Origin of the sequence: Collinsella sp. AF33-16, from assembly GCF_003475325.1 — a bacterium.
In the GTDB taxonomy this organism is placed as follows: Bacteria; Actinomycetota; Coriobacteriia; order Coriobacteriales; family Coriobacteriaceae; genus Collinsella.
The window spans coordinates 64,673-89,899 of record NZ_QRQC01000005.1; the positions used below are offsets into that span (position 1 = coordinate 64,673).

Genomic DNA, 25,227 nt, shown 5'->3' on the forward strand with positions numbered 1-25,227 from the left:
GTGCGGCGGCGTTACCAGCTGGCCTCGATTTCGCGGATGCGCGAATAGAGCCATTCGTTTTGCGGCACCTGGATACCGTGCTTGGCCGCGAGGCGGCAGATGGTACCCGCAAATTCCTCGACCTCGGTTCTGCGTTGAGCGATGCGGTCTTGCGCCATCGAGGGCATGCCGGCGGGATCGAGCCCTTTTATGAGACGCACCATCTGCGTCAGGTCTTCCTCGGTGAGCTCGATGCCCTCGGCATTGGCGACTGCAAGCGTCTCGCGCATGGCGGAGACAAAACTGCGGAGCTGCTCGGAGCCCTGCTCCGTAGCGCTTCCGTAGGTGCCGCCGTAGGCCATACAGGTCTGGTTGATGCCGTCGTTGAGCATGAGTTTGGCCCACATGCGATGTGCGATGTCGTGCTCGACGGTATGGGCGATGCCGCAGCGCGTGTAGAGCCCGTCGATAGCGGTGACGGTCGCGGGGTCGGTGCCGGCGGCCGCACCAAAGCGGATCTCGCCCGCATTGGTAAAGGTGAGCGCGCCGTTGAGAAACACAGCGTCCATGCCTTGGCAGATTCCGAGGACGGTGTGCTCCCAGCCAAAGCGCTCGGCAATCTTTTGCTCGCTCGTGATGCCGTTGCATAGGGATGCGATGAGCGTGTCGGGCCCTACGATGCGTTCCATAGTCTTGAGCGCCTGGTCGAGTCCGGTTGTCTTGACCGTGAGGATGACCAGGTCGACGGGCGTCGCCTCGCTCGCGCGGACGGACTTGAGCGCGCAGGGCTTGCCGTTGACGGTGAGCGCATCACCCGCGTGGCGCTCAAAGCGCGCGTCGTCCATAACGTATTCGACGGCGTCGTTGCCGAGCGCTTGGGCGATCATGCTGCCGTAGAGCAGGCCCACGCCGCCCTTGCCGATGAAGGCGACCTTGTTGATCTGCATGTGAATCATCTCCCCATAAAAAGGCGACCGCGTATGGGGCGTCTGATGGATTGTATGCCGCCGGGCCATGTCGCGTGCACCGGATGGCCGTATTTAGAAGAACAAACGCATGGGAACTTATGACGCGGGGCAGACCGCAAAGACACGTGCGGGATATCCGACGCCATCACGCACCTTGGGGAAGGTGCAGAAGATGACGGCGCCCGTGGCGGGAAGCTCGTCCAGATGGTCCATGACCTCAATCTGGTAACGGTCGACTGAGAGGATGTACTGTTCGCCGGGGTAGGGGTAGGCATCCTCGCGTGTGGTCACGGTTGCGGGGTCGGTGTCTGCCGGTTCGTGGCCGATGGCACCGATGTTGCGCTCTTCTACAAGCCATTTGATGGCATCGAGGTCCCAGCCGGGGTAGTGGGGTTGGCCGTCCTCGTCCTTGTTTTCGAGGTCGGCGAGCTTGGACCAGTCGGAGCGGAAGGCGACGAAAGCGTCCTTGGGAATGCGACCGTGCTCGTCCTCCCAAGCCTTGAGGTCATCGATGGTCAGGATAAAGTCGGGGTTTGCGGCGCACTCCTCGTGCTTGTCGATGACGCAGAGCGGATGCATAAACTCGATAGGTTCGATCTCGCCAAGGGAGCGGCCATCAACATGGAAGTGGCGCGGCGCGTCGACGTGGGTGCCGTACTGCGAGGCGACCGAATACTGGAAGCAACGCATGGGCGCGAGCATATCTTCGGGCGTGCCGGGCAGGTAGTCGAAGAGCTTGGTGGACTCAAATGGCTCAAAGCCAAACCAGTGCGGGGTGTCGCACGAGAGCATATGGGTGAGGTCAACCCAGCGATAATCGGTGCTTTTGAGCTGGGATGCGAGGTTCCAAAGGTCGAGCGCGGGCATGGGTGACTCCTTTCATCGGGCTTTTTGCTGATGTTAAAGCGGTGCCGTGACAGCTCGATTTCTGCTGCGTTACGATACGTTCTCGATTGCGATTCCACGATGTTTCGGCCGCGTGACCATTGTGTTTCGCCTTGCCGGGGCGCTGATGGCGAAGGGAGGGGCCGTGCAATACCGCGTTGACCCCAAAAGTGGTAACCGAATATCTGCTCTGGGTCTGGGCTGCATGAGGTTTCCCGGTTCGCCGGGACACCCCGATGCGAAGACAGCCGATGCCATCATTTCCCATGCGGTGGAGCTGGGGATTAATTATCTGGATACTGCGTATCTCTATCCCGGTAACGAGGCGTGCGTGGGCGCCTCACTTGAGCGCTTGGGGCTGCGCGACCGGGTGTTGCTGGCGACCAAGTTGCCGCACGCTTCGTGCAAGTGCGCGGAGGATTTCGACCGGTTCTTCGACGAGCAACTGCGTCGCCTGCGGACCGACCATATCGACTATTACCTTATGCACAACATCACTTCGCCCGCCCAGTGGGAGCGCGTGGTGGCGTTGGGCATCGAAGACTGGATTGCGCACCAAAAGGCTGCGGGGCGTATTCGCCAGATAGGTTTTTCGTATCACGGCAGTGCGGCGGACTTCCTCACGATGCTCGACGCGTATGACTGGGATTTTTGCCAGATTCAGTACAACTACGCTGGAGAGCGCTACCAAGCGGGAACGGCGGGACTTATAGCAGCCGCCGAGCGCGGGCTCGCGGTGTTTGTGATGGAACCGCTTTTGGGCGGACGCCTGGCGGGCAAGCTGCCTCCGCGGGCCCGCGCCGTGCTCGATGACGTACGCGATCCGTACCTGAAGACGCCGGCTGCTTGGGGCCTTTCGTGGGTGTGGAACCATCCTCAAGTCACGATGCTGCTTTCGGGCATGACCGATACCGCGCAGGTGGACGAGAACGCGGTGCTGGCCGATCGGGCCCTGCCGGATTCGATGACAGCCGCTCAGCTCGATACCATCGCACGCGTGCTGGCGGAGTTTGAAAAATCGAATCGCGTGCCCTGCACGGGATGCGGCTACTGCATGCCATGTCCCAAGGGTATTAACATTCCCGGCTGCTTTGCCGCTTACAACGCGAGCTATGCGCACAGCTGGTTTACGGGGCTGTCGCAATACTTTACGGCGAGCGCGGTGCGCACGAGCGAGCCCAAGCTCGTGAGCAATTGCGTCAAGTGCGGCAAATGTGCGCGTCACTGCCCGCAACACATCGATATCCCCGAGCGTCTCGACGACGCGCGCCGACGTTTCCAGCCTGGCCCCGTAACGGCCGCGCTTAAAGTCTTCAGCAAAACTCGCTCCTCATGACCCTTTTATATCTTGTGATGGAATAGTTCCTGTTTGCGGCAGAATAGGGCGATAGCAGGAACTATTTCGTCGCAACTGAAGGGGGCTGTCGTGGGCTATCGGGATTCATGTGATGATTTGCGTGAGGTTCGTTGGGGCGTTTTGGGCGCTGGGCACATTTCGCATCGATTTGCATCGTCGCTCAAGAAGGTCGACGGGGCACGGCTGGTGGCTGCGGCCGGCCGCACTCCTGCACATGTCGAGGAATTTTGTCGAGCGTTTTCGATCGATGCTGCGCACAGTTATGTCACGGCTGACGATGGCGGCGATGCGGCTTATGATGCGCTGATTGCCGACCCCGATGTCGACGCAATCTACTTGGCTCTTCCGCATGGTATGCATACGCGTTGGGCCTGTCGCGCGCTGCGCGCCGGAAAGGCCGTGCTGTGCGAAAAGCCGGCCGTTTTGAGTGAGGAAGAGGCTCTCTCGATTGCCTCCGCCTCTCGCGAGTGCGGCGTGCTGTTTATGGAGGCGATGAAGAATCGGTTTTGCCCGATGCGCACTCGCGTGGAGGACTTGCTTGCGTCGGGCGAGCTCGGCTGTATCGTCTCGATCGAAAGCGTGCAAAAACTCGATTATGGTGAGTTCCCTTCGAGTTATCTGCTCGATCCGTTGCAGGGCGGCTGTCTATATGACATGGGCTGCTATGCGGTCGGGTGGTTTGAGGATCTGCTTGCGGGTGCGTGCGATGTTTCGTCTCGTGAAGTTCGCTGGCGTGACGTATTAGGCGGCCGCGTGGATTGGGCCGATGAGATCCATATGAGTGTCGGCGGTATACCCATTCATATGGTGTGCGACGGCAAAGCAGCATATGAAAGCCGCTTAATGATTGCTTGCGAACGGGGTTCGGTGGAAATCGAGCGCCTCCATCGCCCCGAGCTCGCCCATGTGAAGTACTCCGACGGACGAATGCTCGAAATTAATGCCCCGTTTGATGTCGATGATTTCTACGGCGAAATTCAGCATGCGACGCAGCTCGTCCAGACGGGAGAGCTTGAAAGCCCCGTTATGCCTCTTGCCGCCACGCAGCGCTGCGCGCAGATAATCGATGCGATTCGCTTGACGCTCTAGGCTGCGGTGCTGGTGCTCAAGGGGGCTCGGCGGACCTTGCCCCTGATGCCCCTTTTATATCTTGCGGTGGAATACGGTCTGATTGCGCCAAAATAAGGCACCAATAGACCGTATTTCACCGCAACTGATGAGGGGGAGTTGGAGATGCTGACGATCGGGTGTCATCTTTCGACGACGAAGGGCTATCGGGCGATGGGGGAGACGGCGTTGTCCATTGGCGCCAATACCTTTGCGTTCTTTACGCGCAACCCGCGCGGTGGCAAGGCAAAAGACCTTGACATGGATGACGTGGCGGCTCTGCGCGAGCTTATGGCGCAAAACGACTTTGGACCGCTGGTGGCGCATGCCCCGTATACCTATAACCCCTGCTCCGCTAAGGAGCGAGCGCGCGAGTTTGCCTTGGAGGCTATGGCGGAAGATTTGCAGCGTCTGGAAGCACTGCCCGGCAACTACTACAACTTCCATCCCGGTGCGCATGTGGGACAGGGGGCAGACGCCGGCATTCAGATGATTGTCGACACGCTGTGCCAGGTGATGTTTGAGGGACAGCAGACGACGGTATTGCTTGAGACCATGGCGGGCAAGGGCACCGAGGTGGGCCGTAGCTTTGAAGAGCTGACGCGCATTATCGAGGGCGTTGCCGCCAAGTGCCCGGAGCTGTCCGATAAGCTGGGCGTTTGTTTGGACACCTGCCATGTGAGCGATGCTGGCTACGACATCATCCATGACCTGGACGGCGTACTCGACGAGTTCGACCGCGTGGTGGGTATCGAGCGCTTGCGCGCCGTGCATATCAATGACTCCAAGAACCCCTGCGGCGCCCATAAGGATCGCCACGAGTGCATCGGCAAGGGCTACCTGGGTAGTGAAGAGTTTGGCGGCGGTATGCAGGTTATGCAGAATATTGTATCGAATAGCCGCTTGCGTGCACTTCCATTTATTTTGGAGACGCCGAACGAACTTGCAGGTTATGCAGCTGAAATCAAACTGTTAAGGTCATTGCAGCAGTAATGACTGTTGCTAAGTGGAGTATTCCATTCACGTTATGGGTTTGTTTCAATCAGTTTTCTCATTGCAGATTCGTAATTCCGGGTGCATAATAGCCAACAGTTTTTGCAGACCTCTGAATCAAACGGGGTCACTGGAAGGAGACTGATTATGAAGCTCAAGAAGCTTGGCGCGTTTGCAGCCACGGGCGCCATGGCGCTCGCCCTCGCACTGACGGGCTGCGGCTCGTCCAACGCCACCTCTGGTTCCGATGCCGGTTCCAGCAGCTCTGACGACGCTAAGGTCGAGAAGGTCGACGGCTCCAAGGAGTACGCGCTCGTCAAGGACGGTACGCTCACCGTCGGCACCTCTGCCGAGTACGCGCCGTTTGAGTACAAGGATGACAACGGCGACTACCAGGGCTTTGACCTTGAACTCATCAAGGCTATCGGTGACAAGTTGGGTCTGGATGTCGAGTACGTCAACAACGACTTCGACACGCTCGTCCCCGGCGTTGCTTCGGGCGCCAAGTACGACGTCGCTATCGCGGCTATCACCGACACTCCCGAGCGTGAGAAGGAAGTTACTTTCTCCGATTCCTACTACATGGACGATCAGGCTATCGTGACCAAGGTCGATAACACCGACATCACGGCCGACAACTACAGCGAGAAGCTCAACAACGCTGACGCTACCATCATCGTCCAGTCTGGATCGACCGCCGAAGCCTTTGCCCAGGAGAACTTCCCCAAGGCCAAGATCGTCCCCTACAAGGACGCTACCGAGTGCTTCAGCGCCCTGCAGTCCGATAAGGGTGACGCCGTAGTCACCAACCGCTCCGTTGCCAGCCAGCTGACCGCCGAGCAGTTCAACACCTGCCAGACCATCAAGCAGGTCAGCACCGGCGAGGAGTACGCCATCGCCATCAACCAGGGCAATACCAAGCTCAAGGACGACATCAACCAGGCCATCAAGGACCTGACCGACGACGGTACCGTTGACGCCCTCATGGCTAAGTACAACATCAAATAACTACTTGATTGCGCGCGGGCCCTTTCCGTTTTGCGGAGAGGGCCTTTGCGCTTCTCTTGACGGAGAGCGTTTCCGTCTCGTTTTGCCGGCAACTTCTACGATAGGAGCCACCTTGTCTCGACTGAACAAAGGGGCCGCGGAGCAGCGTTTTCCACTGCCCGCCTTGCTCAAAAAGCTAGCCTGCGTCATGGCCGTGGCGCTCGCGCTGGTGTGCGCGGGGGCATATGCGCCCACGACCGCCCAGGCGCTTGAGACCGCAAAGATCACCGCCCGACCCAACACCGGTTCGGGCAGCGCTGTGGTCGGCGGCACCGAGACGCGAATTACCTGGGAAGTTCAGGCCGATGCCGACGAGGAGCTGAGCGGTCTTTCGCTGACGTTTGTCGACGGCACGACGTTTGGTGCCGATGACACGCGATTGACGATGCTCTCGGGCGATGACCTCATGGACCGTACGCCCATGAAGCCTACGTGCAAGGTCGACGGCCAGACGCTCAAGATCGATTTTGGCGAGACGGCTCCGGCCGGCGGCTATTTCCGTGTCGAGGTCTACGGCGTGACCTTCCCCGTCGAGGGCGGCGACGAGGCTTTTAGCGGCACCTACACGTTGGCTGCCGGTTCAACCAAGAAGATCTCCAAGATTCCTTCCGTCGAGATTAAGGGCGTGACGGCATTCGATAACTTCCTGGCCGACCTTAAGGAGCAGCCGTGGGTCGAGGCATGGAATTCCAACATGTTCCTTCGCCTGTTCCTGAACCCGGTCATTTTGGTTCAGAGCCTGCCGATCGTCTTCAAAGGCTTCCTCATGTCGCTCTCGATCGTGCTCGTGGCATTTCCGTTGGCCATTCCCTTTGGCTTTGCCTTGTCACTCATGCGCATCTCCAAGTCGCGCATCCTGCGTTGCCTTGCCGGCATCTATGTGAATATCATCCGCGGTACGCCGGCGTTCCTGCAGATCTACATCGCGTTCTTTGGCCTGCCGCTGGCCGGCGTCAAGGTTGACGATTATGTGCTGGGCGTCATCGTCATGGCCATGAACTCGTCCGCCTACCTGTGCGAGATCTTCCGCGCCGGTATTCAGTCGATCCCCAAGGGCCAAAACGAGGCCGCGCGCTCGCTGGGCATGAACGCCTTCCAGACGCTGCTCTACGTTATGATTCCGCAGACGTTCCGCAATGTCCTGCCTACGCTGACCAGCGAGTTTATCCTGCTTTACAAGGATACGTCGCTGCTCGCGGCCGTGGGCGTGGTCGAGATCGTCATGAACGCCCGTACCATCGTGGCCACGACGGGTTCCATTACGCCGTATGTGGTTGCCGCGCTGTTCTACCTGGTCATCACCCTGCCGCTTGCTCGCTTGGTGAGCGGTCTTGAGGCGAGGCTTCTGGGGACGGCCGAAACCAAGAAGAAGCGTCCCGCCAAGAGCGCCGGACAGGTTGTCGCGACGCCCGCCGACCACATCGCCGGTCTGTAAGGAGGTCCTATCATGAGCGAAACCAATAACTCGAACGAGGTCGTCGTCAGCATCAAGAATCTCCAGAAGGCCTTTGGCGACAACGTGGTCCTGCGCGATATCGATCTGGATGTGCACAAGGGTGAGGTCGTTGTGGTCTTGGGCCCCTCGGGCTCGGGCAAGTCGACGATGCTTCGCTGCATCAATCGTTTGGAGCATCCCACGAGTGGCTCGATTATCGTTGAGGGCGTGGATGTGTGCGCCAAGGGTGTCGACCTCAACAAAGTGCGTACGCACCTGGGCATGGTCTTTCAGCAGTTCAACCTGTTCCCGCACCTGTCGGTCAAAAAGAACGTCATGCTTGCGCAGCAAAAGGTGCTCAAGCGCAGCAAGGAAGAGGCCGAGAAGATCGCCGTCGAGGAGCTCACCAAGGTCGGTCTGGCCGAGCGCATCGATTTTATGCCGAGTCAGCTTTCGGGCGGTCAGCAGCAGCGCGTGGCCATCGCCCGCGCCCTGTCGATGAATCCACACGTGATGCTCTTTGACGAGGCCACGTCGGCGCTTGACCCCGAGCTTGTCCGCGACGTCCTGGGCGTCATGCGCGACCTGGCACGTGACGGTATGACCATGATCGTGGTGACCCACGAGATGGGCTTTGCCCGCGATGTCGCCGACCGCGTCGTCTTTATGGACGGCGGCGTCATTGTGGAAGAGGGTACGCCGAGCGAGGTCTTCGACCACCCCAAGAGCGAGCGCACCAAGGCGTTCTTGGGCAATATCTCGTAGCTGGTTCATGCGGCTGGCATTACAGAAAACGGGGCTGGACATGAATCCAGTCCCGTTTTTTGTTGGGATGTCGATAATGTAGCGTGAGCCCCTTCTGTCGGGCTCGGTGCTGCTGCTAGGCCAGCTCGGCGCCAAGGGCACGGCAGGCCGCCTCGCCCTCATCGTCGGGCGCATCGTAGCAAATGACGGAGTCCACGACGTTGACTCCGGCCTCGTCGGCGTCGGCCTTCCAGTTGTCCATCCACTCGCCCTCGGCCCACGAATAGGAGCCAAAGAGGACGACCTTCTTGTCGCCGAGGGTCTCCTTGACCTCGTCCCACATAGGCTGAAACTCGTCATACTCAAGCTCCTCGGAGCCCATGGCGGGGCAGCCGAAGGCGAAGGCATCATATTCGGCGGCCTTGTCGGCAGAGAAGTCGGCGCAGGGGATGACCTCAGTCTCGGCACCCGCGGACGTGGCGCCTTCGGCGACGAGGTTTGCCATGGCCTCGGTGTTGCCCGTGCCGCTCCAGTAGACGACGGCGATCTTGCTCATGTTGAGTCCTTTCAGTTGTGCGGCAGGTTGCCGCGGCTTCTATGTTCTATCGGGTTGCCTGGGCAAGTTGCGCCAAGCTGCAGCCCTGCTGATAGACAAAGGTGAGGTATTGAGTGCAGGCACGGTAGGCGTCAAACATCGCAAGCGCTTGCTCGACATTCGTGTAGACCTTCCAAGCTCCAAAGACCTTGTAGTTCTCGCCGCGCTGGACGATAAACTCGTGCACGTCGTCGTAGGGATATCCAAGGAAGTAGCCTATTTCGTGCGGAAACTCGCAGGTGCAGTCGTTGCTGCAGCTAGCTTGCTGGGGTAGTGCACATCGAGTCTGGCTACAAGCGCATTCCGCGACGTTATTGCTCGCGAGCGTGATGCGTGATGCCAAATGCACAAGGCATGTCGAAAGGTCTCTCGTGTCGTAGCCTTCCGAGGCGAGCGCTGTTTGGGCGCGAGGGTCTGCGAAATAGGTGGAGAGGCTTTTGGCTCGGTACACGTACACGAGTGCTCCGCAGGGCCGCCAGACCAAAACACTCAGGTGGATGCCGAGCGGGTCAAGCTCGCGATTGCACTGGGCGATAACGTTGAGCAGGCGTGCTCGACGTTCTGCGATGGTTTCGGTTGTGGTCGAGCCGTTCCCGTGGGCGTAGATGCCTGGATAGGTAAAGAGCGATGCCGGCTTGATGCCCGCGAGCGTGGGAGAGCAGTTGCGCACGACTGCCGCCTGAAACGTTGGGATGTCTATGGTTCGAGTCACGGCGCTCCTTACGGATCTAAACTGTTAGCCTAGGAAAACTTATACACGAAAGTAAGCCATGGTCAACAAAAAAGTTTGAAGAGGGAAACTAATTGACCGAACAGACATGATTTTGGGTTAAGATGGGGGCACCCCATGGGGGTATCTAGATAGTGCTACTTGAAAGGGGAGCGCATGAGTGACTTGCTCAACCCTGCGAATCTCATCGTGCTGGCCGTCATTGCCGTCGGCATGTTTTTTGGACTGCGTCGCATTGCCGCTTCGACACACGGGAAGAGTTGCTGCAGCGATGGTACGAGCGGCAAGAAGGCCAAAAAGGTTGTTGTGGTGGATACCGATGCGTCACACTATCCCTATAGCGATGAGCTGCTCATCGGCGGCATGAACTGTGACGGCTGCGCTCAGAACGTAGCCAATGCCCTCAATGCGCTGGATGGCGTGTGGGCAACGGTGACGTATGCGGACCACACGGCACGCGTGCGCTCTAAGCAGCCGGTTGATCGTGGTGTCCTCGAGACGGCCGTGAAAGACGCGGGCTACTACGTCATGACGCTGTAAGTGCCGCCCTGGATGCGCTTCCTTGGCTAGGCTCGTCCGCGCAGTTCGATGTCTTGGATGTCGTCGAAGTCGATGGCGATGTCTCGGAGCTTGAGGAGCTTGAAGGCGGGGAGCGCCTCGTCGAGGATGCCGGTGCGGCTGCGATAGCCGTATGTATCGTAATAGGTGACACGAACCAAGTCGCCACGTTTGAGACCCTCGAGCTTTTTAGAAAGTACGAGGGCTTTTTCTTCCGTGAGCTCACGTTTTGACTCGACGGTGATTTCCTGCTTGCGCACGAGTTCGTAGTATCCCGTGAGGGCGGCAAAGGGCATAAACTGTGCGGCGCGGTTGGCGCGCACGGCACCGTTGGCAGTGAGGTTGGGGTCGGCGGCGCGGCGTCTGCCCTCGGGGTCCGCCAGGCGCTCGAAGGCGGTCGGCGGGCGCACGGGCTGCTGCTTGGGTTTAGGCACGATGTCCTCCAACTTGGCCGTTGCGTTCGCGCGCGGTGGCGCCGGCGGTAAAGCTTAATCCCTTGACGAGCGCGTTCTTGCCGTACTTGCCTTTCACGGCCAGGACGGCGCGCGCCAGGTCGCGCTCGCGCTCATCGGCCTCGATATCGCTGAACAGATCGATGGTGGCAAATTCCTCGGGCACAAGATTGCCAAATCCCAGGTTGATGCGCTTGACCGGTCGTTTGGGATCGACCGTTTGTGCCCAAAGGTCATCGAAATACCCCATGATTTTCTTAAACGAATTAGTGCGCTCGGGCAGCTTTCGCGAGGCGTTGGAGTGCGCAAAGAGTTCGGCATAGCCACCACGCGGTTTGCCGCCATGCTCTCCCACAAAGATGCCATCGATTGCCTGCGCTTCGCGCACCAGGCGACGCCTTTCGTCATCGCGCTGGACGGGCTTGGGAGCACGGGGCGCGAGCTCGGGGCCGTCGGTCGCTGCGGGCTCGATGCCCGAGGTGCTCGAGCGCAAGTGTCCGCAGCCGTCTATATACTGCGCCGTGCCGCTGGCGTTGAGCCGGCGTATGTCGGCGCGCTCGCTCGCGTAGCCCACAAAGAGCGAGATGCTGTCGCAGACCACGTGCTTATCGACTAGATCCAACACGGCGTTGTCGACCATTTCGCGCAAGACGGTGTAGGCCTGCTCGTAGGCATAGCCCTTCGAGAGCACCTGTCCTGTGGTGGTCGAGGTCGCTTGCGGGCGATAGGCTTGGATATCGGCGATGGTTGTCGGCTCGCGCCCGAAGGCGTGGTCGATGAGATATTCGGCATTGACGCCGAGTTCGTCGTAGAGCAGGTTCTCGTCGAGTGCGGCGACGCCCATCAGGTCGTAGACGCCGTATTTCTCGAGACGGGCCGCCACGCCGGGGCCGATGCCCCAGATGTCGGTGATGGGGCGATGGGGCCAGATCTCCTTGCGAAAGATCTCGTCGTCGAGTACGCCAATGCGGCTGGCTACGTGCTTGGCGGTGATGTCGAGCGCCACCTTGGCCTGGAATAGGTTGGGGCCGATACCGACCGTCGCCGTGATGCCGGTGCGCCCCAAGACCTCGTCGCGCAACATGCAGGCGAACCCTTCGGCATCGGTGTGATAAAGGTCCAGATAGGGCGTCACGTCGATAAAGCACTCATCGATGGAGTAGACGTGCACGTCCTGGGGGCTGACGTATTCCAGATAGACGCCGTAGATTTGCGCCGACACCTCCATGTAGTGTTGCATGCGCGGCACTGCTTTGATGTAGTCGATGCCGTCGGGAATCTCGAATAGACGGCAGCGGTTGTGTATCCCGAGGTCCTTCATGGTCTGCGTGATAGCGAGACAGATGGTCGTGCGTCCGCGCGATTCGTCGGCAACGACCAGGTTGGTGGTGAGCGGATCGAGCCCACGATCGACGCACTCGACGCTGGCATAAAACGTCTTGAGGTCGATGCAGATGTAGGTGTGCTGCTCGTGCTCCATCCGAGCCTCCCATCAAACACATGTTCTTATCGAATACCTGTTCGATAATACCTGCTCGACCGGACACCGTCAAAACCTGCCCCTTTTTGGCAGGTATGGTCGTGCGGCTGCATCGGGTTTTTAACGCAGCCCTAAAGAGTGCGTAACAGCTCGGAAAAGCTCGCTTCGTAGCATGAGGCTAACGATTGATACCACCATAAAGCACGGAAGGGTTGTGGGGATAATGGTCAACTATGGGTTTGGTATGCCGACGCGCTTGGTTGCGGATGGGGATGTGGCTCGCTGGTGCGGGCGATTGGTTGCCCACTATGGCGGCACCAAGGCACTGGTCGTGCTGGGAGGCGACAAGCACACGCGTGATGAGCTCGTTTCGGCGGCGCTGGGCTCGCTCGATCGCGCCCTGCTCGAGCGCGTGCTTTTCCGCTGCGGCTCGGTTGAAGGCGACGGAGGAGACGAGCTGATCGACGAAGCCGTGGCCCTGGCGATCGACGAAGGCGTGGACTTTGTCTTGGCGATTGGCGATGCCGATACTGCCGGCTTTGCGCGCGAGCTCGCCCGTCGCATGGCGGCGCTCGATGTCGGCGAAGACGGTTTTGTCCCTTATGGATGTATCGTCTCGGAGGGCAAGGTGCCTGCCGTCGTGGGGGCCGGCGAGGTTCCCGTTTTTGCCATCATCGCGCCCGAACTGCTGGAGGGCATCGGGTCTCCTCTGCGTGAGTTGCTCGGTAGCGTCTGCGCTGCGGCCTAATATTTGGCATAAAGGGATAGGTTATTTTTGATTGGTAAAGCGTTTGACCTGCCAAATTAAACCTGTCCCTTTTTGGTCGGTTGCCGTTTGGGGGCCGATTGGCAACGCTCGCTGATTATAGTCTTGACCTGCGCTAGAATAGTGGCATCTGAATGTCCGGGCGCATGGAGGCGTGCGCCCGTATGCTGAGGAGGACTCTATGGCAACTGTTGCCGCACCTATCGATGCTACGTCGACTGCCGCTTGGAAGGCGCTCGAGGCCCATCAGGAGAAGCTCGAGGCCGAGGGTATCGACCTCAAGGCCTGGTTCGCCGCCGATGCCGAGCGCGTGAACAAGCTGAGCTTTGACGCCGGTGACCTGCACTTCGACCTGTCCAAGAACCTGGTGACTGATGAGACCGTCAAGCTGCTGTGCGATCTTGCCCGCGAGGTGAAGCTCGAGGAGCGCCGCGACGCCATGTTCTCCGGCGAGCACATCAACACCACCGAGGACCGCGCCGTCCTGCACACCGCGCTGCGCCGCCCGGCAAGCGAGAAGGGCCAGCTCATCGTCGACGGCCAGGACGTCGTCGCCGACGTGCACGAGGTTCTCGACCGCATGTATGCCTTCGCCGAGCGCGTGCGCTCCGGTGAGTGGAAGGGTGTTACCGGCAAAAAGATCGAGCACCTGGTGTCCATCGGCATCGGCGGCTCCGATCTGGGCCCGGTCATGGCTTACGAGGCCCTGCGTCCCTATGCCGACGCCGGTATCGATTGCCGCTATATCTCCAACATCGATCCCAACGACCAGGCCGAGAAGCTCAAGGGTCTGGATCCCGAGACCACGCTCGTGATCATCGTCTCCAAGACCTTCACCACGCTCGAGACCCTCACCAATGCCCGCGAGGTCAAGACCTGGATGCTCGAGCAGCTCAAGGCTCAGGGCGCCATCGATGGCTCCGATGAGCAGAACGCCGAGGCCGTGGCAAAGCACTTCGTCGCCGTTTCCACCGCGCTCGAAAAGGTCGAGGCCTTCGGTATCGACCCCGCCAACGCCTTCGGTTTTTGGAACTGGGTCGGCGGCCGCTATTCCGTCGACTCCGCCGTGGGTCTGTCGCTGATCGTCGTGCTCGGCCCCGAGCGCTTCCAGCAGTTCCTCGAGGGCTTCCACGCCATCGACGAGTACTTCTGCAACACCCCGCTCGAGAACAACGCCGTCGCGCTGATGGGCCTGCTCAACGTCTGGTACGTCAACTTCTTCGGTTCCAAGAGCCACGCCGTGCTGCCGTACTGCCAGTATCTGCACCGCTTCCCGGCCTACCTGCAACAGCTCACCATGGAGTCCAACGGCAAGCACGTCCGCTGGGACGGCAGCGCTGTGACCTCCGATACCGGTGAGATCTTCTGGGGCGAGCCCGGTACCAACGGCCAGCACGCCTTCTACCAGCTGCTGCACCAGGGCACCGTGGTGGTCCCGGCCGACTTTATCGCTTTCGCCAACACTGCCAATCCCGCAACCGACAGCGGCCAGGACGTCCACGAGCTGTTCCTGGGCAACTTCCTGGCCCAGACCAAGGCGCTCGCCTTTGGTAAGACGGCCGACGAGGTTCGTGCCGAGGGCACGCCCGAGCAGATCGTCCCGGCCCGCTGCTTTGAGGGCAACCGTCCGACGACCTCGATCTTCGGCGACACGCTGACCCCGTTCGCACTCGGCGAGCTCATCGCCCTGTACGAGCACATCACGTTTGTCGAGGGCACGGTCTGGGGCATCGACTCCTACGACCAGTGGGGCGTCGAGCTGGGCAAGCAGCTTGCCAAGCAGATCACCCCGGCCTTCCACGACGACGCCGCCAAGGCCGAGCAGGACGCTTCGACCCAGGCGCTCATCGAGTTCTATCGCGCTCATCGCAAGTAGTTTTTACGGCCGAGTTGGCTTATGGCTGAAAGGGGCCCGTATCCGTTGGGATACGGGCCCCTTGCTATTTGGATAGGATGGAATGTATCGGGAGGCGCCTCGACGGGCATCGCAATCGTCGAAGGCGCGCCGTTCATGTTTGGGACAATATGACATTTTTCCCGTTGCAAACAGCGCCGCCGTGGGTGTTCTGTATGATGGCTCAGACAAGGTTGTTCAATGACAGGGAGGCATATATGGCAATCAAAGCCATCGCAATGGATATCGACGGTACGCTCACCAACGACCAAAAGGTCATCGGCCCGCGTACGCGCGAGAAGCTGCTCGCGGCGCAGGAGTCGGGCATTAAGCTCATCTTGGCTTCGGGCCGTCCCGCATGGGGGCTGCGCGCCTTGGCGCAAGAGCTCGACCTTCAAAACCATGACGGTCTGCTGGTGGCCTTTAACGGCGCACACGTCGTTGATGCCCAGACCGACGAGGTGCTGTTCGATCAGGCTATGCCTGCCGACGAATTGCATCGCCTGATTGATCACCTGCGTAATTTTGACGTGATCCCTATGATTTCGCTCGGTCGCGATTTGCACGTCGAGGACTCGTACCATTGCATGATCACGCTGCCTGACGGCTCACAGAAGAATATCGTCAAGTATGAGCGCGACGCGTGCGATCTTAAGATTCGCGAGGTGGAGAGCCTGCATGAGGTCGCTGATGCTTATCCCGTGGACAAGCTGCTGACGGCGGGCGATCCGGCCTACCTGCAGGCGCATTACGAGGAGATGTATGCGCCCTTTAAGCAGACGCTTTCGGGCATGTTTACGGCCGACTGGTACTTTGAGTACACGGCGCCCGGTATCGACAAGGCCCGCGCACTCGAGGGTGCCCTGCCCAAGCTCGGCATCGATGCCAGTGAGGTCGTATCGTTTGGCGACGGCCAGAACGACAAGTCCATGATTGAGTGGGCCGGCACCGGTGTTGCCATGGGTAACGCCGTCGATGAGGTTAAGGCTGTAGCCCAGATGGTGACCGCCGATAACAACGAAGATGGCATTGCGGTGGCGCTGGATAAGCTGCTGGGTTAGAATCGCCGATTAATGCATGGCTCGGGCGCCTGCTTGCGGGCGTCCTTTTGTTAGGGAGGGTGCCGTGTCCGCATTTCCGTTCGACGCCGTTATCTTTGACATGGACGGCGTCATTGTCGATACCGAGTATTACTACTTGGGCGAGACTGCCGCGTTTGCCAAGGAGCTTGGGCTTAATCTGACTCAAGAGGAGTTGAATGGGCAGGTCGGTACCTCGCATCAGTTCTTCCTGCATATGCTGGTCGATTGGTTTGAGCGCGCCGGTAAGGGGCACTTCACTGGCGAGGAAGCGTTGGCCCGTTGGGACGAGTGGGCGCATAAGCGTCCGCGTGACTATCAGGCTTTGATTAACCCAGGCGCCGTGGATACGATTCGAGAGCTGCCGCGCCGCGGCGTTCGCGTGGCGCTTGCCAGCTCGTCTCCCATGGTTAGCATCGAGGAAGTGCTCAACGCATGCGGGCTGTCTGATGCCTTTGAGTATGTGGTGAGCGGCGAGCAGTTTAAGGAGAGCAAGCCCGAGCCCGACATCTACCTGCATGCGCTGGACCTGCTGGGGCTGCCCGCGAATCGCTGCTGCTGCGTTGAGGATTCCGTTCCGGGCATTACCGCAGGTAAGCGCGCCGGTCTGACGGTAATCGCCAAGCGCGAGGAGCGCTTTGGATTTAGCCAAGATGCTGCGGATAAGATTATCGACCAGCTGCCCGATTTGTTGGAACTCGCGTAGGGCCGGGGTGGTACGGCGGCTATTACAGCGATCTCGTTGGGACGAGAGGGGAGCGGCACTATGACATTCAACGTTAGCGCTCTTGGGTTTGGCGATAACGTCGTCGATCGTTACGAGCATATCCACACTATGTATCCGGGTGGCAATGCGGTGAACTTTGCCGTGTATGCCAAGAAATGCGGAGCCGCGCGCTCCGCGTATATGGGCATCTTTGGAAACGACGCCGCGGCTGAGCATATCATCGCGAGCCTTGAGGACGAGAGCGTCGAGCTCGCCAAATGTAAACAACTCATCGGCGAGAACGGTGCGGCTCGTGTTACCGTGGTCGATGGTGACCGCGTGTTTCTGGGGTCGAACGAGGGCGGCATCCGTGGTGATGCGCGCTATGTGCTCGATCGCTTTGACCTTGCGTATATGAAGCAGTTCGACGTGGTTCATTCGGGCAACTATTGCTTTACCGAGCGCGAGCTGCCCAAGTTGAAGGCAGCGGGCGTCACGGTCTCTTTTGACTTTTCGGATGACTCCACCGACGAGTACTACGAGCAAATTGCGCCCTACGTCGATTTTGCTTTCTTTAGTGCGGCGGATGCCGCGGGTGAGGACGAGATTCGCGAGCGTCTGGCATGGGTGCAGGGCTTGGGTCCGCGTTTTGTATCGGCCACGGCTGGCGCTGAGGGCTGCATTGCCTACGACGGCGAGCGTTACTATCGGCAGCATGCCAAGCCTGTGGCAGATATGAAGGACACCATGGGAGCGGGTGACTCGTTCCTGACTTCGTTCCTGATGTGCTATCTCGACGCTGTCAAGCGTGGCAACGATGACGCTAATGCTATTGAGCGCGCGCTCGACTTTGCGGCGGGGTTTGCCTCGACTGTATGCGGCATGGAAGGCTCCTGGGGCCATGGAGCGCCGATTTCCGAATAGGTGAGCAGTCCCGGGAAGTCGAATCGTTGTCTTCTCGGGACCCTGTGGGCAAAAAATGCCAAATATGAGTACTGTCACTATTTTAGTAACAGCGAAATTAAGCTTTTGAGGCCCTAGTTGAATGTCCGAGAGCGATAAAAGCCTGTTATACGCGGCTTTAGCCATGCTAAAACACCCTGATAATGAACGGTTGTGCATTATCAGGGTGTTGTTTTGTCGCAAAATGATGTGACTAGCTTTGCAACAGTACTCATATTTGGCATTTTTTGCCCACCGGGATCAGCGGAAGTCAAATATGGAGCGCGAATTTCCTAAAACGGTCGATTCGACGCTCTCCTCGGCGCAGTTTTTAAGTTCGGCGATGTGCAGGGAGGCGCTTTTTAGCGATGTGATGAGCTGTCGCGCGCTTGCATCTGCTTGCGGTTCGGCTGGAGCGTCGGTTTCGAGCAGCAGACGGTCGAGTGGAATCTGTCGGGCGTATTCACGACCGCGCTTGGTAGCGAGCATCCGCTCGTTCACGGAAAAATAGCAGCCTGCGTTTCGCGTACGGACGAACTCGTTCGAGGTGCCGCTAAACCAGTGAAAGATGATGGCGGGGGAGTTGGGGCTTGGGGTGAGTAATCCATATGACTCAAGGGCGTCCAGTACGGTTCCTGCTGAACGAACAGCGTGAATTGATATCACGCGCCCGGCGAGAGGGTGCTGCACGAGTGCATCGCAGAGACGGTCAAGTGCCTGTATTTGAAGCGGTTCGCTTCCGGCAAAGCGCGCAGAAAAGTCGAGTCCTACCTCGCCGATATAGCGCTCTTGGTCAGCAACTTCGCAAAGCAGATTGACTTCGGCAGGACCGCAGCGGCCGTCGGCGAGCCACCAGGGATGGAGGCCGGCGCCCGCGATAATGTTTGGGTATCGGCTGGCCCGCTTTTTTGCTGCCGCGAAGTCGCGTGGGTCGACCCCGCAGTCAAAGAGCCCCAGACCCAACGCCGCCGACTCACTGGCTGCAGCATCGGGGCTGAGCATCAAATCAAGATGACAATGCGTGTCAAAGAATCGCGGTTCCATCGCAGGGCATCCTGCTAGTCCAAGCGCTGGCCATCGGCGCGCACGCGCTCGCACCCGCGCCCGCTGATCTGGCGGATAACCTCGCCGGCAATCATCTGACCCATGATGGGCGGCATAAAACTGGCAGTTCCCAGCTCGGTGCGCTCGTGGATGTTGGAAGGGTCGCGGGGTTGGGTTTTAACCGATTCCTCGCAGCTAAACAGCACGTGCAGGCTCTTGATTCCGCGCTTCTTACATTCTTTGCGCATAATGCGGCTCATGGGGTCACGTACCGTATCGAAGATGTCGGCAAAGCGGAGGCACTCGGGATGGAGCTTGTTGGCCCCGCCCATGGAACTGACCAAACGGATGTCGTGGTCCTGAGCATATTTGGCAATGGTGAGCTTGGCCGAGATGGTGTCGATGGCGTCGACGACGTAGTCGAGCTTGCCACCCGTCTGCTCCAAAACGCTCGCGAAGAAATCATCGATGTTGTCGCTCAGCAGGTATTCGGTGCGCTTGATAACGGTGGCAGCGGGATTGATGTCGTTGATCATGGCTTCCATCACGTCCACCTTGCGCTTGCCGATGGTGCTATGAAAGGCGATGGCCTGTCGATTGATATTGCTGGGCGCGACGATATCCTTGTCCAGAATCACAAAATGACCGATGCCGCCGCGGGCAAGTGCCTCGCAGCAGTTGGAGCCCACGCCTCCACAGCCGAGTATCAGCACCGTGGCGTTGGCGAGCTTGTCGAGTGCCTCGCGGCCCATGATGATCTCGAGCTTGGTGTCGCGTGTCTCGTTGGGAGTTGCGGCTGTGGTTTCGGTCATAGACATCCTCCGATGGGGAAGCAAATCGTGTTTTGGCTATCGCCATTATAGGTAATCGCCCATAGGTTGCGATGGCGCTTGCTTTGATGTGGTTTGAAGCATTTCGATTAGATAGTTAGACAAACATCTAAATATCGAGTATAGTGTGCGCGTCATGAGGGGTGCTGAGAGGAGGTCTTATGCCGGGAGAGGGTTTTAAGGCGCTGGCCGATCCTACGCGGCGGCGCATTTTGGAACTGCTGCGCGAGGGCAATTGCACGGCGGGGGAGCTTGCCAAGCATTTCGATATCAGTAAGCCGTCGCTGAGCCATCACTTGGCGACGCTTAAAAACGCCGGGTTGGTGACCGACGAGCGCCATGGCCAAAACATCGTATACAGCTTAAACACCACCGTCATGCAGGATTTAATTGGCTGGTTTATGGGTTTTACAAACAATGAAGGTGATAAGGATGAATAACGAAAACAAGGGCATTCACCCCACAGGGGTATCGTCGCGCGTGTGGATTGCGCTGGTCGCTCTGTGCGTCGCCAATGTCGTAGCGCACCTCATGGTGATGCCGAGCTTGCCTGCGCAGATTCCCACGCACTGGGGCGCGAACGGCGCTGTCGACGGTTGGGGTCCTAGCTGGATGGCCTCCGCGCTCGGCGTGCTGCCTCTGGCGCTTCTCGCAATGTTCTGCGTGGTGCCGCGCATCGATCCCAAAGGTGAGGCATATCGAACCTCGGGTAAGTTCTATCAGGGCTTCGTAATTGCCTTCACCTTGTTCATGTGCGCCATAAGCTGGCTGGGAGAGCTTACGGTCTGGGGCGTGGTGCCGGCGGTCGGTTCGGTCAACGTGCTGATTTCCGGTGCTGTCGGTTTGCTGTTCATCGGCGTAGGCAACTACTTACCGCGCGTAAAGCAGAACTACACGCTCGGTATCAAGACGCCCTGGGCGCTTGCCGATCCCGAGAACTGGCGCCGTACGCAGCGTTTTGGCGGTGCCTGCTTTATGGTGCTGGGTGTTGGCCTGATTGTGATGGGCGTGGCGGGCAGCGTGCTTTCGAGTGAAGTCGTCGCCGCGGTGATTGCGGCTCTGGCGTTTGGTTCGGCCGGAGCTGCCTACGCCTATTCGTATCTGCTGTGGCGTAAATCGCAGCGAGCCGTTCGCTAAGGTTGCGGAAAACTAGCGTACGCAGTTCATAGTATGTTCCGGGGGACTTTTCCCAGGTAGTATTAGGGGGTGTGGGCAACCATGCCCCTTTTTCGTTAAGTTTCAGAGCTGGTTTTCTCATTTCGTTTCCACTAAAGCGAATCAAGAATAGGGAAACAGCAGGTAGAAAGGATAAAACAGGCAAATGGCGGAGTTTATCTACCAGATGTATCAGGCTCGCAAGGCCCATGGCGACAAGGTAATCCTTGACGACGTGACCCTGAGCTTCTACCCCGGTGCCAAGATCGGCGTCGTGGGTCCCAACGGCATGGGCAAGTCGACCCTGCTCAAGATCATGGCCGGCATTGAGGAGGTCTCCAACGGCGATGCCAGGCTCACCCCCGGCTACACCGTGGGTATCCTGCAGCAGGAGCCGCCGCTCGACGACGACAAGACTGTCATCGAGAACGTGCGCATGGCGTTTGGCGATATGATCGCCAAGGTCGATCGCTTCAATAAGATCGGCGAGGAGATGTGCGACCCGGATTGCGACATGGACGCCCTTATGGCCGAGATGGGCAAGCTCCAGGACGAGATCGATGCCGCCGACGGCTGGGATATCGATTCCAAGCTCGGCCAGGCCATGGACGCCCTGCAGCTGCCCGATTCCGACATGCCGGTCAACGTGCTCTCTGGCGGCGAGCGCCGTCGCGTGGCCCTGTGCAAGCTGCTGCTCGAGGCTCCCGACCTGCTGCTGCTCGACGAGCCCACGAACCACCTGGACGCCGAGTCGATCCTGTGGCTCGAGCACTTCCTGCACAACTACCAGGGCGCGGTGCTTGCCGTCACACACGATCGCTACTTCCTGGATAACGTTGCCGAGTGGATCTGCGAGGTCGACCGCGGTCACCTTTATCCCTACAAGGGCAATTACTCCACGTATCTGGAGACCAAGGCCGCGCGTATCGAGGCCCAGGGCAACCGTGACGCCAAGCTCGCCAAGCGCATGGAGGCCGAGCTCGAGTGGGTACGCAGCTCGCCCAAGGCTCGCCAGGCCAAGAACAAGGCCCGTCTGGCTCGCTACGAGGAGATGGAGGCCGAGGCCCGCGCAAGCCAGAAGCTCGACTGGACCGACATCCGCATCCCTGTGGGCCCGCGTCTGGGCAACAAGGTGCTCGAGGCCCATCACCTGCACAAGGAGTTCGATGGCCGCGTGCTCATCGATGACCTTTCGTTCACCCTGCCGCGCAACGGCATTGTGGGCGTTATCGGCCCCAACGGTGTCGGTAAGACCACGCTGTTCAAGACGATTGTGGGCCTGGAGCCGCTGACTTCGGGCGAGCTCGAGGTGGGCGAGACCGTCAAGATTTCTTACGTCGACCAGAACCGTTCCGGCATCGACCCCGACAAGAACCTGTGGGAGGTCGTCTCGGATGGCCTGGACCACATGATGGTCGGCGAGACCGAGGTTCCGAGCCGCGCTTATGTGGCGAGCTTTGGCTTTAAGGGCCAGGACCAGCAGAAGCGCGCTGGCGTACTCTCCGGTGGCGAGCGCAACCGTCTGAACTTGGCGCTTACGCTCAAGCAGGGCGGCAACCTGCTGCTCCTCGACGAGCCCACGAACGACCTCGACGTCGAGACGCTGTCCTCGCTTGAAGCGGCGCTGCTCGAGTTCCCGGGCTGCTCGGTGGTCATCAGCCACGACCGTATGTTCCTGGACCGCGTCGCCACGCACATTCTGGCGTGGGAGGGCACCGACGAGAATCCGGGCAACTGGTATTGGTTCGAGGGCAACTTTGAGGCCTACCAGGCCAACCGCATCGAGCGCCTGGGCGAGGACGCAGCCCAGCCGCATCGTATTCACCGCAAGCTCACGCGCGATTAATCGAGCTCAGGTGACCTAACGAGAAAGGGACGATAACCCTCAAGGTTATCGTCCCTTTTTGCTACTCGGTAGAAGATTCAACCTTGTCGATGGTCCAGGCGGCTCCGAGACCGCCAGTGGTGTTGCGGCGGATGCGCACGGTGACTTCGTGGCGCTTGCCGGCCTGCGTGTAGCGCAGGGGGAAGCTTGCGCGGTTTCGCGCGGCCTCGAGGGTGCCGCGTTCGCGGGCGATCCAGTAGTACTCGCCGACGATGCCGAGCGTGTCGGCGCCGTAGGGGAGATAGGTCGACAGCTGGTGCAGAAGCGGGCCGGGGCAGAAGACCTCAGTTGCGAAATCGACGGGGAAGTCCTCGGGGATGGTCGGTGCTGCGGGTGCGGGGCCGGTACCATCGCCGGTGCGAAGGCCTGCTCATTGACGGGCGTCACCTCGACGACGGGCACGGGTTCGGTGCCGAGTACTGATTCGATGCCCACTTTCGGCATCGCCGCGGAATCTGCAGTCTCGACGATAGCGGGTGCGTCTGCGGTCGCGGTGTCGAGCTCAACCTGCGTCGCGCTCTCATTCTCGACGCTCGACTTTGCCTCGATGGGCGTGGATGCCATGGTGGTGATGCCGGCGTTGGCGTTCTCGGGGTCATAGACGACCGTGAGCGAGATGGCGGGCTGCGGTGTCTCGGGCTCCGGCGCCGACTCGGTAACATCTTGATCGGCGGGTTCGTCAGACTGATCGTCCTCGGCCTCGTCGCCAAAGACGTCGCTGTTTTGGAACGCAGGCGTCTCGGATTGGTCAGCGACTTCTTCGGTTGTCGACTTGGGAGCCTCGTTGAGCTCCGCAGCGGCTTCCTGTTCTGACATAACTTCGGGATCGGTCGTGGCGGCGATTTCGGTTTCGGCTTCTGCTATTACCTCAATAGCGACTTCGATCTCTGCCTCGGGCTCGGATTCCGGCACAGCTTCAATCGCGGCTTCTGGTTCGGGACGCTTAACGCGCTTGGGGCGCACGGCCTTGAGGTCCTTCTCACCGCGCTTTTTCTTTTTGTAGGACTGCTTGGCGCCCTTAGCGGCTTTGGGCTTGTCGTCTCCCTTGGCAAGGGCGGCGTCCCAGGCCTCGTTGGCGATGACCGTGGCATACAGACGACCGCCCTTAAAGACAGTCAGCTTAATGCAGTCGTCGAGTTCCTCGAGCAACTCGCGCGTGGACTCGAAGCCCAGGTCATAAGCAGTCATGTCGCCTGCGGCGAGCGCTTCCTCGACCTGCGTCATAAACGTTTGCTTGCCGCATCCAATCGCATCGCGTAGCAGGCGATACAGATAGATGTGGTTGCCCAGCGAAAGCGTGGGCCTAACTATTGTCTTGCTCATGGCAAATCTCCTCTTTACACATGTAAAGCATCTTACCATCGCATGGCGTTCGCCATGGCGGCGCCCAAGGCAAACGGGCGCGAACCGCTGTCGATTCGCGCCCGTTATACAGGTCGGTTATCTATGAGAGGCAAATGTGCTTAGTTGCCCGATGCCGTGCCTTGGCTCGAGTTGTCGGATGCCGTGCCGGACGCGGTTCCGCTCGAGCTGTTCGAGCTGTTGGTGTTGCTGCTGTCTGCTGTGCCCGTTCCCGAAGTGCTGTCGCTCGTTTGGCCGCCCGTGCTCGGCTGCGAACCGTCAGTCGTTTGGCTTGAGTCGGTCGTGCCGGACGGCGTGCTGCTGTTGGCCGTAGAGGAATCGGTGCCCTGCGATTGGTTTTGGGTGTTCGAGGACGAATTGGCAGAGGTAGAACTGTCTTGCGTATCGTCCGTCTGTGCCTGCTGATTCTGCGACTGGGTGTTGCCATTTGCATCGCTCTCGGTCGTGCGCGACGAAAGGATCGGCTCGGGACGCTCGCCCAGGCCCTCACCGGCAGTGGTGATAAGGATGGCGCCGGCGCAGGCGATGACCGCGACGATGGCGATAGCGATCGAGAAGACGATGACCTTCTTTTGCGTCTGGCTGCGCTCAGCCGCCGCCTTGGCGCGCAGGCTGTTGGGAGCGACGCGCGCCGTGGTCGCGCGTCCCGCAACCTGGCGCATCTCCTGCGTGGTTGCGGCGCCACCTAGGTGCTCCTCGACATTGGGCTCAACGGGCTCGTAGGCGCCGGTAGGGTAGTCGACAGCGGCATGCGTGCCCTTGATTGCTTCGGCGCTGGCGGAGATAAAGTGGCGATAGACCTGCGAAGACACAACAGTGATGACTGAGCTCACAGCGGCACCAATCACCGAGCCGGCAATGCCGATCTTTGAAGCAAGCGCCACGCTCGTGGCGGCAGCTGCGGCGCCGGCGATGATCTGGGGAATGGAAATGTCGTCGAACAGGCCCTTTTTGGGCGCGATGGCCATGGTCTGGCCGATGGAATGGTTTTCGTGAACGCCGTTGTTCAGTGCGGCGGGAGTCATGACGCGTGTACGCGGCGCGTCGGTGTACTTGGTTGTCATACGGGGTCCTCCCGGTGTAAATCTGCTTCGTTTCGTGTAGCCATCAGGGTACCCACCAGATGTGAATCGTGCGTGACATTTAACAGATACCATCAACTCATCAAGGGGGCCTGCTGTCTTTGGTGCAATAGCTTGATGCTAAACTGGATTTACTATTGCGAGGTGGTTTA

25 protein-coding genes are annotated in these 25,227 nt (G+C 59.5%); 15 read left to right on the forward strand and 10 right to left on the reverse strand.

Annotated elements, in window-relative coordinates; all coding sequences use genetic code 11:
- Positions 1-11: 11 nt before the first annotated feature.
- Together DWZ52_RS03025 and DWZ52_RS03030 are read right to left on the reverse strand one after the other, a co-directional pair.
- The gene (locus DWZ52_RS03025) at positions 12-926 is read right to left on the reverse strand and encodes a ketopantoate reductase family protein (protein WP_233547250.1); all 915 of its coding nucleotides are present in this window, start codon (positions 924-926) and stop codon (positions 12-14) included.
- A gap of 117 nt (positions 927-1,043) precedes the next feature.
- The gene (locus DWZ52_RS03030; protein ID WP_118384887.1) at positions 1,044-1,814 is read right to left on the reverse strand and encodes a cyclase family protein; all 771 of its coding nucleotides are present in this window, start codon (positions 1,812-1,814) and stop codon (positions 1,044-1,046) included.
- Positions 1,815-1,977: 163 nt separating this feature from the next.
- On the opposite strand from DWZ52_RS03030, the gene DWZ52_RS03035 reads away from it, so the two are divergent.
- The 6 genes from DWZ52_RS03035 (at position 1,978) to DWZ52_RS03060 (ending at position 8,536) form a co-directional block, all read left to right on the forward strand.
- A complete protein-coding gene (locus DWZ52_RS03035; protein WP_118384888.1) occupies positions 1,978-3,168 on the forward strand; it encodes an aldo/keto reductase in 1,191 nt (396 codons plus the stop codon).
- Between the two features lie 90 nt (positions 3,169-3,258).
- A complete protein-coding gene (locus DWZ52_RS03040; protein ID WP_233547251.1) occupies positions 3,259-4,278 on the forward strand; it encodes a Gfo/Idh/MocA family protein in 1,020 nt (339 codons plus the stop codon).
- A 144-nt stretch (positions 4,279-4,422) separates the two neighbouring features.
- Positions 4,423-5,289 carry a deoxyribonuclease IV gene (locus DWZ52_RS03045; protein WP_118384889.1) on the forward strand — a complete coding sequence of 289 codons (867 nt, stop codon included), beginning with the start codon at positions 4,423-4,425 and terminating at the stop codon, positions 5,287-5,289.
- A gap of 147 nt (positions 5,290-5,436) precedes the next feature.
- Entirely contained in the window at positions 5,437-6,297 is an 861-nt protein-coding gene (locus DWZ52_RS03050) for an ABC transporter substrate-binding protein (RefSeq protein WP_118376924.1), read from the forward strand.
- 112 nt (positions 6,298-6,409) lie between these two features.
- Positions 6,410-7,771 carry an ABC transporter permease subunit gene (locus DWZ52_RS03055; protein WP_233547252.1) on the forward strand — a complete coding sequence of 454 codons (1,362 nt, stop codon included), beginning with the start codon at positions 6,410-6,412 and terminating at the stop codon, positions 7,769-7,771.
- Between the two features lie 12 nt (positions 7,772-7,783).
- Complete coding sequence (locus tag DWZ52_RS03060) at positions 7,784-8,536, forward strand: amino acid ABC transporter ATP-binding protein (RefSeq protein ID WP_055286888.1); 753 nt, start codon at positions 7,784-7,786, stop codon at positions 8,534-8,536.
- 115 nt (positions 8,537-8,651) lie between these two features.
- Here DWZ52_RS03060 and DWZ52_RS03065 read toward each other — a convergent pair whose 3' ends face one another.
- A complete protein-coding gene (locus tag DWZ52_RS03065) occupies positions 8,652-9,071 on the reverse strand; it encodes a flavodoxin (RefSeq protein WP_118384891.1) in 420 nt (139 codons plus the stop codon).
- 46 nt (positions 9,072-9,117) lie between these two features.
- Entirely contained in the window at positions 9,118-9,822 is a 705-nt protein-coding gene (locus DWZ52_RS03070) for a DUF3793 family protein (RefSeq protein ID WP_118384892.1), read from the reverse strand.
- A gap of 174 nt (positions 9,823-9,996) precedes the next feature.
- Between DWZ52_RS03070 and DWZ52_RS03075 the strand changes: the two genes are divergently transcribed.
- Positions 9,997-10,380, forward strand: a complete 384-nt coding sequence (locus tag DWZ52_RS03075; protein ID WP_117583897.1) for a heavy-metal-associated domain-containing protein — start codon at positions 9,997-9,999, stop codon at positions 10,378-10,380.
- Between the two features lie 26 nt (positions 10,381-10,406).
- On the opposite strand, the gene DWZ52_RS03080 is transcribed toward DWZ52_RS03075, so the two are convergent.
- Both DWZ52_RS03080 and DWZ52_RS03085 read right to left on the reverse strand, forming a co-directional pair.
- Complete coding sequence (locus tag DWZ52_RS03080; protein ID WP_233503836.1) at positions 10,407-10,832, reverse strand: hypothetical protein; 426 nt, start codon at positions 10,830-10,832, stop codon at positions 10,407-10,409.
- The gene (locus DWZ52_RS03085; protein ID WP_118384893.1) at positions 10,825-12,330 is read right to left on the reverse strand and encodes a DNA repair protein; all 1,506 of its coding nucleotides are present in this window, start codon (positions 12,328-12,330) and stop codon (positions 10,825-10,827) included. The genes DWZ52_RS03080 and DWZ52_RS03085 overlap by 8 nt, the downstream gene beginning before the upstream one ends.
- A 223-nt stretch (positions 12,331-12,553) precedes the next feature.
- On the opposite strand from DWZ52_RS03085, the gene DWZ52_RS03090 reads away from it, so the two are divergent.
- From DWZ52_RS03090 to DWZ52_RS03110, 5 genes are all read left to right on the forward strand, one after another.
- Positions 12,554-13,078, forward strand: coding sequence for an iron-containing alcohol dehydrogenase (locus tag DWZ52_RS03090; protein WP_158572403.1), 525 nt, complete (start codon positions 12,554-12,556; stop codon positions 13,076-13,078).
- Between the two features lie 199 nt (positions 13,079-13,277).
- Complete coding sequence (gene pgi / locus DWZ52_RS03095) at positions 13,278-14,972, forward strand: glucose-6-phosphate isomerase (protein WP_117564424.1); 1,695 nt, start codon at positions 13,278-13,280, stop codon at positions 14,970-14,972.
- 236 nt (positions 14,973-15,208) lie between these two features.
- A complete protein-coding gene (locus DWZ52_RS03100; RefSeq protein ID WP_199579094.1) occupies positions 15,209-16,051 on the forward strand; it encodes a Cof-type HAD-IIB family hydrolase in 843 nt (280 codons plus the stop codon).
- Between the two features lie 64 nt (positions 16,052-16,115).
- Positions 16,116-16,775: an HAD family hydrolase gene (locus DWZ52_RS03105; RefSeq protein WP_368161025.1), complete on the forward strand. Its 660-nt coding sequence runs from the start codon at positions 16,116-16,118 to the stop codon at positions 16,773-16,775.
- A 60-nt stretch (positions 16,776-16,835) separates the two neighbouring features.
- Positions 16,836-17,699 (forward strand): PfkB family carbohydrate kinase, encoded by an 864-nt coding sequence (locus DWZ52_RS03110; protein ID WP_089573021.1) that lies wholly within the window; start codon positions 16,836-16,838, stop codon positions 17,697-17,699.
- Between the two features lie 279 nt (positions 17,700-17,978).
- On the opposite strand, the gene DWZ52_RS03115 is transcribed toward DWZ52_RS03110, so the two are convergent.
- The gene (locus DWZ52_RS03115; RefSeq protein WP_089573023.1) at positions 17,979-18,761 is read right to left on the reverse strand and encodes a TatD family hydrolase; all 783 of its coding nucleotides are present in this window, start codon (positions 18,759-18,761) and stop codon (positions 17,979-17,981) included.
- A 14-nt stretch (positions 18,762-18,775) separates the two neighbouring features.
- On the reverse strand, positions 18,776-19,573 hold the full coding sequence (locus DWZ52_RS03120) for a ThiF family adenylyltransferase (RefSeq protein ID WP_117779268.1): 798 nt from the start codon (positions 19,571-19,573) through the stop codon (positions 18,776-18,778).
- 179 nt (positions 19,574-19,752) lie between these two features.
- Between DWZ52_RS03120 and DWZ52_RS03125 the strand changes: the two genes are divergently transcribed.
- The 3 genes from DWZ52_RS03125 to ettA all read left to right on the forward strand — a co-directional run bounded on the left by DWZ52_RS03125 (position 19,753) and on the right by ettA (position 22,592).
- A complete protein-coding gene (locus DWZ52_RS03125) occupies positions 19,753-20,031 on the forward strand; it encodes an autorepressor SdpR family transcription factor (RefSeq protein WP_117635429.1) in 279 nt (92 codons plus the stop codon).
- The gene (locus DWZ52_RS03130) at positions 20,024-20,728 is read left to right on the forward strand and encodes an SdpI family protein (protein ID WP_117779269.1); all 705 of its coding nucleotides are present in this window, start codon (positions 20,024-20,026) and stop codon (positions 20,726-20,728) included. Before DWZ52_RS03125 ends, DWZ52_RS03130 begins: the two co-directional genes overlap by 8 nt.
- A 184-nt stretch (positions 20,729-20,912) precedes the next feature.
- Positions 20,913-22,592 carry an energy-dependent translational throttle protein EttA gene (gene ettA / locus DWZ52_RS03135; protein WP_055251458.1) on the forward strand — a complete coding sequence of 560 codons (1,680 nt, stop codon included), beginning with the start codon at positions 20,913-20,915 and terminating at the stop codon, positions 22,590-22,592.
- A 45-nt stretch (positions 22,593-22,637) separates the two neighbouring features.
- Here the strand turns inward: ettA and DWZ52_RS03140 are convergent, their stop codons facing one another.
- Positions 22,638-23,954 carry a hypothetical protein gene (locus tag DWZ52_RS03140; RefSeq protein ID WP_118384897.1) on the reverse strand — a complete coding sequence of 439 codons (1,317 nt, stop codon included), beginning with the start codon at positions 23,952-23,954 and terminating at the stop codon, positions 22,638-22,640.
- A gap of 140 nt (positions 23,955-24,094) precedes the next feature.
- Positions 24,095-25,057, reverse strand: a complete 963-nt coding sequence (locus DWZ52_RS03145; RefSeq protein ID WP_118384898.1) for a hypothetical protein — start codon at positions 25,055-25,057, stop codon at positions 24,095-24,097.
- Positions 25,058-25,227: the final 170 nt, after the last annotated feature.